This window comes from Salinarimonas soli (assembly GCF_008386575.1).
GTDB lineage: Bacteria > Pseudomonadota > Alphaproteobacteria > Rhizobiales > Beijerinckiaceae > Salinarimonas_A > Salinarimonas_A soli.
The window spans coordinates 57,553-71,059 of the sequence record NZ_VUOA01000045.1; the positions used below are offsets into that span (position 1 = coordinate 57,553).

The 13,507-nt window shown below is 69.7% G+C and carries 18 protein-coding genes; 15 read left to right on the forward strand and 3 right to left on the reverse strand.

Translation table 11 applies throughout. From position 1 onward, the window contains the following. Positions 1-2: 2 nt before the first annotated feature. From F0L46_RS23380 to F0L46_RS23440, 14 genes are all read left to right on the forward strand, one after another. A complete protein-coding gene (locus tag F0L46_RS23380) occupies positions 3-1,049 on the forward strand; it encodes a flagellar hook-associated family protein (protein WP_149822030.1) in 1,047 nt (348 codons plus the stop codon). Between the two features lie 50 nt (positions 1,050-1,099). Next, positions 1,100-1,447: a flagellar biosynthesis regulator FlaF gene (flaF, locus tag F0L46_RS23385; protein ID WP_149822031.1), complete on the forward strand. Its 348-nt coding sequence runs from the start codon at positions 1,100-1,102 to the stop codon at positions 1,445-1,447. Between the two features lie 8 nt (positions 1,448-1,455). Then, positions 1,456-1,860, forward strand: a complete 405-nt coding sequence (gene flbT, locus F0L46_RS23390; protein WP_149822032.1) for a flagellar biosynthesis repressor FlbT — start codon at positions 1,456-1,458, stop codon at positions 1,858-1,860. Positions 1,861-1,870: 10 nt separating this feature from the next. Beyond that, positions 1,871-2,266 (forward strand): flagellar hook assembly protein FlgD, encoded by a 396-nt coding sequence (flgD, locus tag F0L46_RS23395; RefSeq protein WP_149822033.1) that lies wholly within the window; start codon positions 1,871-1,873, stop codon positions 2,264-2,266. After that, positions 2,266-2,532, forward strand: a complete 267-nt coding sequence (fliQ, locus tag F0L46_RS23400; RefSeq protein WP_149822034.1) for a flagellar biosynthesis protein FliQ — start codon at positions 2,266-2,268, stop codon at positions 2,530-2,532. The genes flgD and fliQ overlap by 1 nt, the downstream gene beginning before the upstream one ends. 107 nt (positions 2,533-2,639) lie before the next feature. Beyond that, positions 2,640-4,733 carry a flagellar biosynthesis protein FlhA gene (gene flhA, locus F0L46_RS23405; protein ID WP_149822035.1) on the forward strand — a complete coding sequence of 698 codons (2,094 nt, stop codon included), beginning with the start codon at positions 2,640-2,642 and terminating at the stop codon, positions 4,731-4,733. Beyond that, positions 4,730-5,485, forward strand: coding sequence for a flagellar biosynthesis protein FliR (fliR, locus tag F0L46_RS23410; protein ID WP_149822036.1), 756 nt, complete (start codon positions 4,730-4,732; stop codon positions 5,483-5,485). Before flhA ends, fliR begins: the two co-directional genes overlap by 4 nt. A gap of 3 nt (positions 5,486-5,488) precedes the next feature. Further along, the gene (locus F0L46_RS23415) at positions 5,489-5,896 is read left to right on the forward strand and encodes a hypothetical protein (RefSeq protein WP_149822037.1); all 408 of its coding nucleotides are present in this window, start codon (positions 5,489-5,491) and stop codon (positions 5,894-5,896) included. Positions 5,897-5,946: 50 nt separating this feature from the next. Continuing rightward, a complete protein-coding gene (locus F0L46_RS23420) occupies positions 5,947-6,486 on the forward strand; it encodes a rod-binding protein (protein ID WP_149822038.1) in 540 nt (179 codons plus the stop codon). Between the two features lie 14 nt (positions 6,487-6,500). Continuing rightward, entirely contained in the window at positions 6,501-6,920 is a 420-nt protein-coding gene (locus F0L46_RS23425; protein ID WP_149822039.1) for a hypothetical protein, read from the forward strand. Beyond that, positions 6,917-7,363, forward strand: coding sequence for a hypothetical protein (locus tag F0L46_RS23430; protein WP_149822040.1), 447 nt, complete (start codon positions 6,917-6,919; stop codon positions 7,361-7,363). Before F0L46_RS23425 ends, F0L46_RS23430 begins: the two co-directional genes overlap by 4 nt. Before the next feature lie 286 nt (positions 7,364-7,649). Continuing rightward, positions 7,650-8,321 (forward strand): response regulator transcription factor, encoded by a 672-nt coding sequence (locus F0L46_RS23435; protein ID WP_149822041.1) that lies wholly within the window; start codon positions 7,650-7,652, stop codon positions 8,319-8,321. 112 nt (positions 8,322-8,433) lie between these two features. Next, positions 8,434-8,595 (forward strand): hypothetical protein, encoded by a 162-nt coding sequence (locus tag F0L46_RS26345; protein ID WP_188312110.1) that lies wholly within the window; start codon positions 8,434-8,436, stop codon positions 8,593-8,595. An 88-nt stretch (positions 8,596-8,683) separates the two neighbouring features. Next, a complete protein-coding gene (locus F0L46_RS23440; RefSeq protein ID WP_149822049.1) occupies positions 8,684-9,379 on the forward strand; it encodes a L,D-transpeptidase in 696 nt (231 codons plus the stop codon). 7 nt (positions 9,380-9,386) lie between these two features. Here the strand turns inward: F0L46_RS23440 and F0L46_RS23445 are convergent, their stop codons facing one another. Further along, a complete protein-coding gene (locus F0L46_RS23445; protein ID WP_149822042.1) occupies positions 9,387-9,998 on the reverse strand; it encodes a pyridoxamine 5'-phosphate oxidase family protein in 612 nt (203 codons plus the stop codon). A gap of 90 nt (positions 9,999-10,088) precedes the next feature. Continuing rightward, the gene (locus F0L46_RS23450) at positions 10,089-10,358 is read right to left on the reverse strand and encodes a hypothetical protein (protein WP_149822043.1); all 270 of its coding nucleotides are present in this window, start codon (positions 10,356-10,358) and stop codon (positions 10,089-10,091) included. A 218-nt stretch (positions 10,359-10,576) separates the two neighbouring features. Between F0L46_RS23450 and F0L46_RS23455 the strand changes: the two genes are divergently transcribed. Further along, a complete protein-coding gene (locus F0L46_RS23455; protein ID WP_149822044.1) occupies positions 10,577-10,804 on the forward strand; it encodes a DUF6894 family protein in 228 nt (75 codons plus the stop codon). Between the two features lie 10 nt (positions 10,805-10,814). On the opposite strand, the gene F0L46_RS23460 is transcribed toward F0L46_RS23455, so the two are convergent. Beyond that, positions 10,815-12,893, reverse strand: a complete 2,079-nt coding sequence (locus tag F0L46_RS23460) for a GumC family protein (protein WP_149822045.1) — start codon at positions 12,891-12,893, stop codon at positions 10,815-10,817. Positions 12,894-13,507 lie beyond the last annotated feature (614 nt).

Here is a 13,507-nt window from a genome sequence, read left to right on the forward strand (position 1 = left end):
CCATGAAGACCACATTCGTGTCGAGCCAGGCCGTCGCCAAGGCGACCCGCCTGTCCGTGATGAAGATGCAGGGCGACGTCGCCAAGCATTCCCAGGAGCTGTCCTCCGGACGCTGGGCCGATGTCGGGCTCCAGCTCGGCCATCGCACCGGGCACGCCGTGGAGCTGCGCCAGGAAATGGGCCGGATCGATGCGATCCTCGACACCAACGGGATGGTGGCCTCGCGGCTCGACACCTCGCAGGCCGCCCTCAAGGGCGTGCGCGAGACCGCCGAGCAGACGGTGGCCACCCTCGTGACCCTGCGCAACAACCCCGCGGCTGCCGGCATCGCCGGGCCGCAGGCCGCCCTCGACCTCAAGTCGATGACGGCGACGCTCAACACGAACTTCAACGGGCAGCACATCTTCGCGGGCATCAACACCGACGTGAAGCCCATCGCCGACTACGCCACGACCCCGCCCTCCCCCGCCAAGGCGGCCGTCGACGCGGCGTTCCTCGCCCGCTTCGGCATGGCCCAGACGGATCCGGCCGTGTCCTCGATCCCCGCGGCCGACATGGCGGACTTCCTGGACAACCAGTTCACGGCCCTGTTCGACGATCCCGCCTGGAGCGCCTGGTCGTCGGCCTCCGACACGAACGTGAAGTCGCGGATCTCGACGAGCGAGCTCGTGGACACCTCCGTGAACACCAACGAGCGCTCGATCCGCAAGCTCGCCATGACCTACACGATGCTGTCGGACCTCGGCGGCGAGCGGCTGGCGCCCGAGACCTACCAGGCCGTGGTGCGCAAGGCGACCGAGGTCGCGGGCGGCGCGGTGTCGGACCTCGCCAACCTCCAGGGCCGCCTCGGCGTCGCGGAGAACCGCGTGAAGACCGCGAACGAGAAGCTCACCATCCAGCGCGACATCCTCAACAAGGAGGTGCTCGGCCTGGAGGGCGTCGACAAGTACGACACCGCGGCGCGGCTCAACGAGCTGATGACCCAGGTCGAGATGTCCTACTCGGTGACGGCGCGCATCCGCCAGCTCAGCCTGCTCAAGTACATCTGAGCGGCCCCGATCCTCGAAACCGTTTTGCAACCCTCCCCGAAGAGGCCGTGATGTATCAGTTTTCCTACGCCGAGATCGTCCAGGACACCTGCAGCGAGGCCCGCATGCACGAGCGGCAGGCCATGGAGCGCGGGATCGCTCTTCTGAAGATCGCCCGGGACGCCGGCCCCGAGTCCCGCGAGACCGTGGAGGCCCTCCACTACGTGCGCAGCCTTTGGGCCATCCTGATCGAGGATCTCGCCGGCCCCGAGAACGACCTGCCGGAGGCGCTGCGCGCCGATCTCATCTCCATCGGCCTGTGGGTCATGAAGGAGGTCGAGAACATCCGCTTCGGCCGCGTGACGAGCTTCGAGGACCTCATCGAGATCAACCAGACGATCTGCGAGGGGCTCAAGTGAGCAAGACCATGCGTCTGTCCCTGCGCGCCGGCGAGAAGGTCTACATCAACGGCGCGGTCCTCCAGGTCGACCGCAAGGTGACGGTGGAGCTTCTCAACGACGTGGTCTTCCTCATGGAGAACCACGTCATGCAGCCCGAGGAGACCACCACGCCGCTGCGCCAGCTCTACTTCACGATCCAGGCCATGTTCGTCGATCCGATCAACGCGCCGGCCGCCCGGGTCCTGTTCGACACCTACCACGCCTCGACGGCGCGCCACTTCTCGTCGCCCGAGATCCTCGACGGCCTCGCCGAGGTGCGCGCCCAGATCGAGGCGGGCCGCAACTTCGACGCCCTTAAGATCCTGCGCACCCTGTTTCCCGCCGAGGACCGCATCCTCGCCCGCCCCGCCGCATCCACCCGCGCCGCCTGAGGAGGCCCCCATGCAAGTCAACGCCGCCCCTCCCACCGCCGGCGCCCCCGCGGGCACCGCGCCCCCGCGCTCCAACAAGATGGATTACGACGCCTTCCTGCGCCTCCTCGTGGCGGAGATGAAGAACCAGGATCCGACGAACCCGATGAAGGGCACCGAGCAGGTCGCCCAGTTCGCGCAGTTCGCCCTTGTGGAGCAGTCGCTCAACGCCAACAAGAAGCTCGACAGCCTGCTCTCGGCCTCGGCCCTGACCCAGGCCACGGGCATGATCGGCCGCGAGGTGTCGTCCGCCGACGGCTCGGTCACGGGCAAGGTGGCCTCGATCCGCATCGCGGAATCGGGCGCGGTCGCGACCTTGAGCGACGGGCGCACCCTCCCCTTGGGCCCCGGCGTGTCGATCCGCTGATGAACGCCATCGACTCCCTCGACCTCGTCCGCGACCTCATCTGGACCGTGATCTCGGCCTCCGGGCCCTGCGTCGTCGTCGCGATGGTGATCGGCATCGCCATCGCGCTCCTCCAGGCCCTCACCCAGGTCCAGGAGATGACGCTCACCTTCATCCCGAAGATCGTGGCGGTCCTGCTCATGATCCTAGCGACCGCCCCCTTCATGGGCTCGCAGATCTACACCTTCACCGAGCGCGCCTATTCGCGCATCGAGCACGGCTTCTAGCCGGCGCCTGCTCCGGTAGGGGTCGCTGGCGGGGGCGACATCGCCGTCACCCTCGCGCAAGGCTCGTCCGGCATGGTCGGCGGGTCTAGAGTGGGACGAGGATCGGCATGACGACTTCCGCGACGCTTCCCGCCGCCCAAACGGCGGGCCGCAGCCTGCGCGACGTGGGCTTCGCGACCGGCATCGTCCTCATCCTCACCATCCTGTTCCTGCCCATCCCGAGCGTGCTCATCGACCTCGGGCTCGCGCTCTCCATCGCGCTCTCCATCCTGATCCTGATGGTGGCGCTCTGGATCGGGAAGCCGCTCGAGTTCTCGGCCTTCCCCACCGTGCTCCTCATCGTGACGATGCTGCGCCTGTCGCTCAACGTGGCGACGACCCGCGTCATCCTCTCCCACGGCGCCGAGGGCGACGGGGCGGCGGGCTACGTCATCGACGGCTTCGCGAAGCTCGTGATGAGCGGCGACTTCGTCATCGGCCTCATCGTCTTCGTGATCCTGGTCACCGTGAACTTCCTGGTGATCACCAAGGGCGCCACCCGCATCGCGGAGGTGGGCGCCCGCTTCACCCTCGACGCGATCCCCGGCAAGCAGATGGCGATCGACGCCGACCTGTCGGCGGGTCTCATCGACGACAAGGAGGCGCAGCTGCGCCGGCGCGAGCTGGAGGAGGAGAGCTCGTTCTTCGGCGCCATGGACGGCGCCTCCAAGTTCGTGCGCGGCGACGCCATCGCGGGCATCATCATCACGGCCGTGAACCTCTTCGGCGGCATCGTGATCGGCACGACCCGGCACGGCATGCCGCTCGCGGAAGCCGTCGACGTGTTCGTGAAGCTCTCCGTCGGCGACGGCCTCGTCACCCAGATCCCGGCCCTCATCACCTCGCTCGCGGCGGGCCTCCTCGTGTCGAAGGGCGGCACCCGGGGCGCCGCCGAGCAGGCGGTGCTGGGCCAGCTCGGCAAGCACCCCCGCGCCCTCGTGGTCGCCGCGAGCGTGATGGGGCTGCTCGCCCTCACCCCGGGCCTGCCCTTCTTCCCCCTCGCCTTCTTCGGCGGCCTGCTCGCCTTCGTGAGCTGGTTCGTGCCCCGCCAGCTGCGGGAGAAGCAGGAGCGCGAGGCGATCGCCGTCCAGGCCGAGAAGGCGCGCGAGGAGGTCGAGACCAAGGACTCGGTCAAGGAATCGCTCAAGACCGCCGAGATCGAGCTGTGCCTCGGCAAGCAGCTCGCCGCCGAGCTCCTCACCTCCCACGGCGAGCTCGCCCACCGGGTGAGCAAGATGCGGCGCAAGTTCGCCAAGCAGTATGGCTTCGTCGTTCCCGACATCAAGCTGTCCGACAGCCTGACCCTGCCGCGCAAATCCTACGAGATCCGCATCCACGGCACGCCCGTGGCGACGAGCGAGCTGCGCATCGGCGAGATCCTCGTGATCCTGCCCGCCGGCAAGCCCAAGCCCGACCTGCCGGGCGACGAGGTGCGCGAGCCCGCCTTCGGCATGCCAGCCCTGTGGGTGTCGGATTCCTACGGCAACGAGGTGCGCCGCGACGGCTACACCACGGTCGACACCCTCTCGGTGCTCCTCACGCACCTCTCCGAGGTCATCCGCAACAACCTGCCGCAGCTCCTGTCCTACAAGGACATGCGCGCGCTCCTCGACCGGCTCGATCCGGAGTACAAGCGGCTCATCGACGACATCTGCCCGCAGCAGATCTCGTTCTCCGGCCTCCAGGGCGTGCTCAAGCTCCTGCTCGCCGAGCGCGTCTCGATCCGCAACCTCCACCTCATCCTGGAGGCCGTGGCCGAGATCGCGCCGCATGTCCGCCGCGCCGAGCAGGTGGTGGAGCATGTCCGCATGCGCATGGCGCAGCAGATCTGCGGCGACCTCACCGAGGGCGGCGCCCTGAAGGTGCTGCGGCTCGGCAACCGGTGGGACCTCGTGTTCCACCAGAGCGTCAAGCGCGACGGCAAGGGCGAGGTGGTGGAGTTCGACATCGATCCGCGCCTCCTGGAGGAGTTCGGCACGGCGGCCTCGGCGGCGATCCGCCAGCGCATGGAGGACGGCCACACCTTCGTGCTCGTCACGGCGCCCGACGCCCGGCCCTATGTCCGCATGGTGGTGGAGCGCCTCTTCCCGACCCTGCCCGTGCTCTCCCACGTCGAGATCCCGCGGGGCGTCACGATCGACTCCATCGGCGCGATCGGATGACCGTGCCCCCGGCCGACCTGATCCTCGCGGCCTTCCTGATCTTCTGCCGGATCGGCGCCTGCCTGATGGTGATGCCGGGCTTCGGCAGCGCCAGGCTACCGATGAAGACCCGGCTGTTCATCGCGCTGGGCGTGACGCTTGCCCTCACGCCGCCCCTCGTCGACATCGTGCTGCCGCTCGCGGCGGGCGCCGACCCGGCGCGGGTCGTCGTCCTCATCGTCACCGAGAGCCTCGTCGGGCTCAAGATCGGCACCATCGCGCGCCTGTTCTACATGGCGCTCCAGACCATGACCCACGCCATCGCGAACTTCATCGGCTTCGGCGGCATGCCCGGCGCGCCCGTGGAAGATACCGAATCCCTGCCGCCGGTGACCACGCTCGTCACCATGACGGCAACCGCGCTCCTCTTCATCACCGACCTGCACTGGGAGGTGTTTCGCGGCCTCGTCGCCTCCTACACGGTGATGCCGCCCGCCCTCTCCTACCAGACCCGCCTGTCGCTCGTGGAGATCACCGACCGGATCGGCGAGGCGTTCATCCTGTCGCTGCGGATCGCGAGCCCGTTCCTGATCTTCGGGGTCGTGGCGAACCTCGCCCTGGGGCTCATCAACAAGCTCGCCCAGCAGATCCCGATCTATTTCGTCTCCATGCCGCTGATGCTCGGCGCGGGGCTGTTCGGGCTCTACTTCCTGGTCGGCGAGTTCCTCGGCCTCTTCCATGCGGGCTTCGCCGCCTGGCTCACGGGACGCTAGATCATGACCGCCGGATCCCGCCGCCTCGACGCCGTCAAGCGTATCCAGTCCGTGCAGGCCCAGAAGCATCGCCTGGAGGAATGGCGCCTCGCCGAGGTGCAGCGCCGGGAGAACGAGAACCGGGCCACGCGCGAGGCGATCATCGCGGCCCTCGACGGCAGCAACCCCCTCCACGGCCTGTTCGTGGCGGCGGGCGCGAAGCGCCTGGAGGCCTTGAGCGCGCAAGGGCACCGCCTCGCCGCCGAGCGGGCCGCCCAGGCCGGCGCCGCCCTGGAGCAGGCCCGGCGCGTGAAGGCCTGCGAGAAGCTCGTCGCGGTGGCCGAGCTCGCCTGCGAGGAGGAGCGGCGGCGCCTCGAGCTCCTGGACTACCTCGACGGTGCCTTCGCGGCAGGCGACGCAAGCCCCACGTAAGCGGAGGGCTGTAGCGTCGGGGGACCTAGAGGAAACTGGAGGTCGCCCCCGTGTCGATCCGCCCGCCATCCGATATCGTCCTCGACGTCGTCCGCGCCGCCGACCCCGAGCGGCTCGCCGCCGCCACCTCGCGCCTGCAGACCTTCGCGGCCCAGAAGGGCGACGCGCCGGCCTTCGCCGAGGCGGTCGACGGCGTCTCGGCCCGCCGCGTCGCGCGGTCCGGCCCCCTCGACCCCGCCACGACGCTCGCGCGCCTCTCGGACGCCGGCGCCTCGCGCAGGGCGGAGGAGAAGGCGCCCATCAACGCCCCCTTCCGCCAGTTCGAGGCGGTGGTGCTTCGCAGCTTCGTCGAGTCCATGATGCCCACGAAATCCGAGGTCGCCTTCGGCAAGGGCACCGCGGGCCAGGTCTGGAAGGGCCTCCTCGCGGACGAGATCGGCGCCGCCATGGCGCGGGCCGGCGGCATCGGCATCGCCAAGCAGGTTGCGGCCGTGCATGGGCCGAAGGGCCCCAAGGCCGGCACCCCCGGCGACCAGGCCCTCTTCGAATCCCTCTGGCAGACCCGCGTCGCCTCTCCCCGGCTCACCTGATGGTCGATTCCGCGATGACAGCCCATACCGCTCCCGCCGATCCCGCCGCCGAGGCCTCCGCCGCCGACGCGCCCCACCCGGACGTGGTGGCGATGCTCGCCGCCATCGAGCGGCTGGAGGATCTCCTCGACCACGAGACCAGGGGGCTGGGCCGCCTGTCGCTCGAGGAGCTGAAGGACGTCAACCGGCGCAAGAGCCTGTGCCTCCTCGACTTCATGCGCGCCGCGCGTTCGCTCAACGAGCACGCCGTGACCGACCACCTGCGCGACCGCATCCGGGCGCTGCGCGACGCCATCGGGCGCAACGCCACGGTGCTCCAGACCCATCTCGACGCCGTGCGCGAGATCGCGGGCACCATCTCGCAGAGCCTGCACGAGCGCGAGTCCGACGGCACCTACAGCGAGGCGACCTCGTTTCGCGGAGCCATGCGATGATCAGGACCGTGCTCACGGGGCTGTGGATGTGCCTCGTCGTGGCGGTGACGAGCCATCTCGTCGTCGACTACCGGGCCAAGGCCGCGGGCGCCAAGGGCGACGACCGGTTCTACGGCCTCACCTACAAGAAGACCCGCGTGGTCACCGTGCCGATCATCGCCAACGGCGCCATCGACGGCTACGTGGTGGCGCAGTTCGTGTTCACGGGCGATGCCGAGCAGCTGCGCGACGCGCCCCTGCCCCCGGAATCCTACATCGTCGACGAGGCCTACCAGGCCATCTTCTCGAGCCCCGACGTCGACTTCCGCCGCATGAAGAGCTTCGACATGCAGGCCTTCCTGCGCGGCGTCGTCCAGCGCAGCAACGGCCGCCTGGGCCGCGACGTGGTGCGCGACCTCATGGTCGAGGAGTTCAACTTCGTCGACAAGGCGCAGGTGCGCTGACCTGATTCGGCGTCCGGAGCAGGCTTGACGCAACGGCAGGGCCGATCTAAGGTCCCGGCAAGTCGAGACGGCCTGCCCCAAGGTCACAATTAAGAATTCGTTTCATTTTCCCATTGTGGGACGTTATCGAGCCGCCTTCCCCAGCGGCTTTGGCGTTTCCCGATCTGGCACAGTGACCTTCCCTCAACCTTGCGCGAAGATGGAAGGTGTCCCGTTTCGGTTCCTGCTTGCTCTGCACGCAACCCCTGAGTACCACTAGGGTACAAAAAATTTGGGGGCATTACTCGTGTATATCATTGTCGACCAGCGTGAGCTTGTAACCACCGGATATAAGAGCAGCTTCGACCGCGAGGGCGTGTCGGCGATCGGGTTCGACCCCGACAATTTCGGCAGCTGGATCAGCGACGCCGCCGAGGTGGATCTCACCGCCGTCGAGGCGATCCTGCTCGGCGAGTGCACCGACCGCGAGATCTATCCCCGCCTCGTGAAGAGCCGCTGCCGCGCGCCGATCATCGCCATGAACGACACCCACTCGCTGGAGCAGACCCTCGGCCTGTTCGCGGCGGGGGTCGACGACGTGGTGCGCAAGCCCGTCCACGTGAAGGAGATCATGGCCCGGGTCGGCGCCTTCAACCGCCGGGCCCAGACGGCCGAGCCCGTCGAGGTGCGCTCCACGGAGGACATCCGCGTGTTCTTCGACGGCCGCGATCCAGAGATCCGCGGCGAGGTCATGGAGCTGCCGCGCCGCGAGCGCCGCATCCTGGAGCACCTCGTGAAGAACCGCGGCAAGCGCGTGCAGCGCGACCAGCTCTTCTCCGCCATCTACGGCGTGTTCAACGAGAACGTCGACGAGTGCGTGGTGGAGAGCCACATCAGCAAGCTGCGCAAGAAGCTGCGGGCGCAGCTCGGCTACGACCCGATCGATTCCAAGCGCTTCCTGGGCTACATGTTCGCCTGAAGCACGCCCCGACCGCGCCCGGGGGAGCCGCATCCGCTCCCCCGTTCACGAAGCCTTAAGCCTGTCTGGCGAGGGTCGGCACGGACATGCCGGAGAAAGCCAGGATCCGCCGATGACCAAGGCCCAGATCGCCGCCGCCATCAAGACGATCGTCGACAACCAGCTCGACGATTGCGGACGCGCCATCAAGTCGGGCACGCGCACCATCGCGCTCAACGAGCTCGAGGACGCGGTGCGCCACCTCAAGCGGCTCGCGACGCTCCTCGGGAAATAGGCCGCGGGGCGCGTCACTGCCCTGCTTTGGCCCAAGAGCCGGGGATAAAGGCGGCGAAACGTCCGCCCTCCCGAGGTGACCTTTGCCCCTGACGCGACGCGCCCTCCTGCCGCTTCTCGCCGCCGGCCTCGCCGCGCCGGCCGCGGCGCAGCCCTACGGCTCCCCGATCCCCGACGACGACCTCTACGGCGATCCCGCCGCGCCCCCCGGCGCCGAGGACTGGTATGTGGATGCGATCCCCGACCGGCCCTTCGACGTGCCCGTGGTCGACCTCTCGCGCCTCCACCCCTCGCTGCGCCGCCAGCGGGTGGAGTACGAGGGGCCGGGGCGCCCGGGCGGCGTGGTGATCGATACGGGGGCGCGCTTCCTGTATTTCGTCGGCCGCGACGGCACGGCTCTGCGCTACGGCATCGGGGTCGGGCGCCAGGGCTTCTCGTGGTCGGGGACGGCGGAGATCCGGCGCAAGGCGCGCTGGCCCTCCTGGCGCCCGCCCGCCACCATGCTGCGCCGCCGCCCGGACCTGCCGCCTTTCATGAAGGGCGGGCTCGACAATCCCTTGGGCGCCCGCGCCCTCTACCTCTACCAGGGCGGCCGCGACACGCTCTATCGCATCCACGGCACCAACGAGCCCTGGTCCATCGGCCAGGCGGTCTCCTCGGGCTGCATCCGCCTGCTCAACCAGGATATCTACGATCTCTACGAGCGGGTCGGCGTGGGCACCCCCGTGACGGTGCTCGCCGGCACCCGCCGTCGCGGCCCCGTGGAGCCCGACTGGGAGAGCTAGAGCCCCCTCACCACATGGTCTTGGCGGCGCGCTCCGGCCATTCGCGGTCGTAGGCCTCGCCGCCGACCTCGCCCTGGGACAGGCTCGCGAGGATCTCGCCCGCCGTGGGGAGCCGCGCGCCCCCGGCCGCGGCCTCGGGCTTCCACAGCCCTGAGCGGACGATGGCGCGGGCGCACTGGAAGAACAGGGTATCGATCGCGATCACGATCACCGAGCGCGGCGCCTTCTCCTCCACGGCGAAGGAGGCCAGGAGATCGGGATCCACCGACAGATGCGCCCGCCCGTTGACCCGCAGGGTGTTCCCCTCCCTCGGGATCATGAAAAGAAGCCCCACCCGGGGATCGCGCACGATGTTGCGCAGCGAATCCACCCGGTTGTTGCCGCGCCGGTCGGGCATCATGAGGGTGCGCTCGTCATGGATGCGCACGAAACCCCTTTTGTCCCCCCGCGGCGAGCAGTCGAGCCCCTCGGGGCCCGCGGTCGCGAGCGCCACGAACGGCGCCGCCTCGATGAAGGCCCGATAATGCGGCGTCACCCGGTCCACCTCCTTCACCGTGGAGGCGAGCAAGGGCTTGCCATAGAGCCGCTCCAGCTCCTCGACAGTGGCGATCGTGGACATGCGGGGCTCCTGGACGGTGGGGTGGGCCGATCCTATCCCGGGGGTGCGGACCGGCGCCAGAGGCGTGGGAGCGGCCCGGGCATGCGGCCCTCAGGGCGCCCGGTGGCCCAGGTCCTTCTCCAGGGCCTGCTTCTCGAGATCAAGCGCCCGCTTCGCATCGACTTTCCGCTGCAGCGCCGTCTTAAGCCCGTCAGGCCAAAGCCCGTACCGCTCGAGGACGACCGGGCCTGCAAGAAGAAGCGTGAAGAAGAGGCCGAACAGGACGTAAAGCCGCCAGTTCCGGCGGAACGGCAGAACTGGCGGTATGAGGAACCTGGGTCTGTATGAAACCATCGACCGTCCAATCTTCACGCGAGCCACTTCGGCGAGTGATCCTCATGCGAGAGAGTTGGGAGGTCTCAACCCTCGATCAACGCCTGAGGCGGATAAAACCTTTCCTGTGAATCCCGTGCATAGCGGGGACAACCCGCCTCCAGGCCATTTCCCCCGATTCGCTTCACCCCGCATCCATCGGAGTGTCGTCACCCTCACGTACAGGCATGAGCGGACAGGCTAGATCCGCGCCGGGGGCTGAAGGCATGGGCATCCATTACTTCCATTGTACGGACGGTCACTCGCTTGTCGTCGACCGGCGGGGGCGGGTGGCGCGGTCGAAGCGGCAGGTCGAGGGGGTCGCGACGCTGGTAGCGGCGGATCTCATGCGCAGCGCGCCGCCGACGGTCGAGTGGGATGGCTGGGTGGTGAGCGTCCAGGACCGCAAGGGCTACCTCGTCGAGGTGGTGCCCTTCCCGGCCGGGCGCGCGTGAGGCGGCCCGCTCAGGCCGCCGCGGCCTGGGCCTGGGCGGGCTCCCGCGCCACGATCACGTCCCGGGCGCCCGCTCCCTTGGCAAGCTCGTAGAGGTCGACGAGGCGCTCGCTCGTGGGCTCCTCGCCCGAGGCGATCACCACGCCGTCGACCCGCCCGGCGAGCAGCTCGACGAGGCTTGCGTCCGGCTTGTGGCACAGCACGACGACCCAGTCGTAGGTCTGGTCGAAGGCCGCGAGCGCGATCTCGATCCCGTCCTCCTCCTCGGCCAGCGACAGGCCCTCCACGGACCCCGCCTCCACGAGATGCAGGGTCGAGCGCGGCTCGCGGGCGATCACGTCGAGGAAGGTGGCGTCGCCGCAGACGAGCTCGGCGAAGCCCGGGCCCTTGGCCGGCCCCGGCTCGTCGAGGCGGACCAGGATCGCCTGCCCGCCCGTAGCGACCGCGCGGCCGAGGTCCATGGCGAGGCGCCTGGCCCGCCAGGGGGATTCGAGCCCCGTGACGAGAACCCGCCGGCCGCGCCCCTGGGGCTGCGCCCGCCCGAGCCGGTCGACGAGCGCCGAGAGGGCGCCGCCAGCCATGCCAGGCTTCGGGCCGGGCGAGGGCGGGGGCGAGGGCGGCAAGGGATCGGGGGCGCTCTCCGTCTCGGGCTCGGCGGAGGCGTCGTCCGTGCGGGGCCTTGCGCCCGGCGGCATGGTCAGGAGCTCGCGGGCCACGATCGCGCCGATGCTGAGCAGGAGCATCGCAAGCACGGTGAGGACGATGGTGGGCACCTTCTTGGGGAAGGACGGCGTCTGGGGCGCGATGGCGCGCGACACGATGCGGGCGTCGGCAGGGGCGGCGTGCTCGGCGTCCCGGGCCACGGCCTCGCGGTAGCGCACGAGATAGGATTCGAGCTGCTCGCGCTGGGCGCGGGCCTCGCGCTCGAGGGCGCGCAGCTGCACCTCGCTCTCGTTGGCGCCCGCCACCACCTTCTTCTGCACGTCCACCGCCGCCTGCAGGCTCTCCAGGCGCGCGCCGGCGATGCGGGCGTCGTTCTCCAGCGTCCGCACCGTGCGCTCGGCGGCGCCGCGGATCTGACCCTCCAGGTCGCCGAGCTGGGCGTTGAGCTCCTTGATGCGCGGATGGGCCGGCATGAGGGTGCGCGATTCCAGCGCGAGCTGGGCCCGCAGGCTCACCCGCTGCTCGATGAGGCGCCGGATGAGCTCGTTGTTCGCGACGTCGGGGATCTCGAACAACCGCCCGCCCCGGATCAGGTCGCGGATGAGGGCGGCCTTCGCTTGAGCGTCGGCCTGGGACGTGCGGGCCGCGGCGAGCTGGCTGTTGAGGTCCGACAGGTGCTGCGCCGGAACCGTGCTGTTGGCGCTCCCCATGAGGAGCCCGCTGCGCGAGCGATAGACCTCGACCTTCGCCTCGGCTTCCGCGACGCGCGCCCGCAAGCTCTCGATGCTCGTGCCGAGCCAGGCGGAAGCCGAGCGGGCTGTGTCCTTCTTGGCCGCCTCCTGCCGGTCGAGATAGAGCTCGGCCACGATGTTGGCGGCCCGCGCCGACAGCTCCGCCTCGCCGGAGCGGAACTCCACCGAGACGATGCGCGACTTGCCCACGGCATAGACCGAGAGGTTGTCGTAATATTTCTCCAGCACCCGGTCCTCGGGCCGGCCCTCGGGGAGCGCCTTGGCGACGCCGAGCATCGCGAGGACGCGGCGCCCGAGGCCCGGCTCGGCGCTCGCGGGATCGAAATCCGGGTTGCCGACGAGGCCCAGCCGCTGGATCGCCTCGCGGGCGAGATCCCGGGACATGATGACCTGGACCTGGCTCGCCACCGCCTGGTCGTCGATGAGGGGATCGCTCGCGCGCTCCTTGTCGGGCCGGGTGTAGAAGCCGTCGCGAGCCTCCAGGATGAGCTTCGACTCGGCCGTGTAGCGGGGCTTCGCCACCGTCACGAAGGCGGCGGATCCCATGAGGCCGAGAACCGTCGGCACGGCGACCCAGAGCCAGCGGCGGCGCACGGCCGACAGGATCTGCGCCAGGGTCACCGGCGTGTCGGCCGGCGGCATCGGCCCCGGCCCTGTTCTGAGCGACTGGCTCATCCATCCCTCGCAGCGGCCAACACAACGCGCCGCTGCCACGAGGTAACCCGATTAAGGTTGCCGCGGGGTTAAGCCGGGGCTGCTCGGCGGGGCGCCCGGTCGGCGCCGGTGCCCAGCCCGGTTCTGAGGCGTTGCGATCTCTGGAGGCAGCCGCTGTCGCGGCTTACCCCACGCCCGCCCCTCCCCTGAGGGGAGGGAGGCGGTGCGCCTGCTTACGAGTCGCGAACTCGAGCGGTCCCGAGCCGCTGCGCCCTCTCTCCCCTCAGGGGAGAGTGTCGGCTGAAAGCCGACGAGTGGGGTACCGCGCGACAGCGCGGGCGGCTCGACGGGGCTGCCGGGCTCAGGGCCGGGTCCGCTGCCTCGCCATTGGCTGGAAGCGTATCCATGGCTGGAGGTTGCCGCTGGCGCGGCTTACCCCACCCCTACCCCTCCCCTGAGAGGCTGACTTATAAGTACGGCCCACCTCCCACCTCGTCCCCCGCCTTCGCGGGGGCCGGCTGTTAGGCGCCCGCCGCAGGCGGGCCTCGAAGGGTGTTTCAGGGGCCTCCGGACGTCTGGGGCAAGCGACCTGCGTGCTTCGGGACGCGCTCCTCGGGCGCTCCTGAGCATGAGGG

What these genes read in the sequence shown, in the direction of transcription:
- F0L46_RS23380 (WP_149822030.1), top strand. Translation starts at nt 3, where the DNA reads ATGAAGACCACATTCGTGTCGAGCCAGGCCGTCGCCAAGGCGACCCGC.
- flaF (WP_149822031.1), top strand. Translation starts at nt 1,100, where the DNA reads ATGTATCAGTTTTCCTACGCCGAGATCGTCCAGGACACCTGCAGCGAG.
- flbT (WP_149822032.1), top strand. Translation starts at nt 1,456, where the DNA reads ATGCGTCTGTCCCTGCGCGCCGGCGAGAAGGTCTACATCAACGGCGCG.
- flgD (WP_149822033.1), top strand. Translation starts at nt 1,871, where the DNA reads ATGCAAGTCAACGCCGCCCCTCCCACCGCCGGCGCCCCCGCGGGCACC.
- fliQ (WP_149822034.1), top strand. Translation starts at nt 2,266, where the DNA reads ATGAACGCCATCGACTCCCTCGACCTCGTCCGCGACCTCATCTGGACC.
- flhA (WP_149822035.1), top strand. Translation starts at nt 2,640, where the DNA reads ATGACGACTTCCGCGACGCTTCCCGCCGCCCAAACGGCGGGCCGCAGC.
- fliR (WP_149822036.1), top strand. Translation starts at nt 4,730, where the DNA reads ATGACCGTGCCCCCGGCCGACCTGATCCTCGCGGCCTTCCTGATCTTC.
- F0L46_RS23415 (WP_149822037.1), top strand. Translation starts at nt 5,489, where the DNA reads ATGACCGCCGGATCCCGCCGCCTCGACGCCGTCAAGCGTATCCAGTCC.
- F0L46_RS23425 (WP_149822039.1), top strand. Translation starts at nt 6,501, where the DNA reads ATGACAGCCCATACCGCTCCCGCCGATCCCGCCGCCGAGGCCTCCGCC.
- F0L46_RS23430 (WP_149822040.1), top strand. Translation starts at nt 6,917, where the DNA reads ATGATCAGGACCGTGCTCACGGGGCTGTGGATGTGCCTCGTCGTGGCG.
- F0L46_RS26345 (WP_188312110.1), top strand. Translation starts at nt 8,434, where the DNA reads ATGACCAAGGCCCAGATCGCCGCCGCCATCAAGACGATCGTCGACAAC.
- F0L46_RS23445 (WP_149822042.1), bottom strand. Translation starts at nt 9,998, where the DNA reads ATGTCCACGATCGCCACTGTCGAGGAGCTGGAGCGGCTCTATGGCAAG.
- F0L46_RS23455 (WP_149822044.1), top strand. Translation starts at nt 10,577, where the DNA reads ATGGGCATCCATTACTTCCATTGTACGGACGGTCACTCGCTTGTCGTC.
- F0L46_RS23460 (WP_149822045.1), bottom strand. Translation starts at nt 12,893, where the DNA reads ATGAGCCAGTCGCTCAGAACAGGGCCGGGGCCGATGCCGCCGGCCGAC.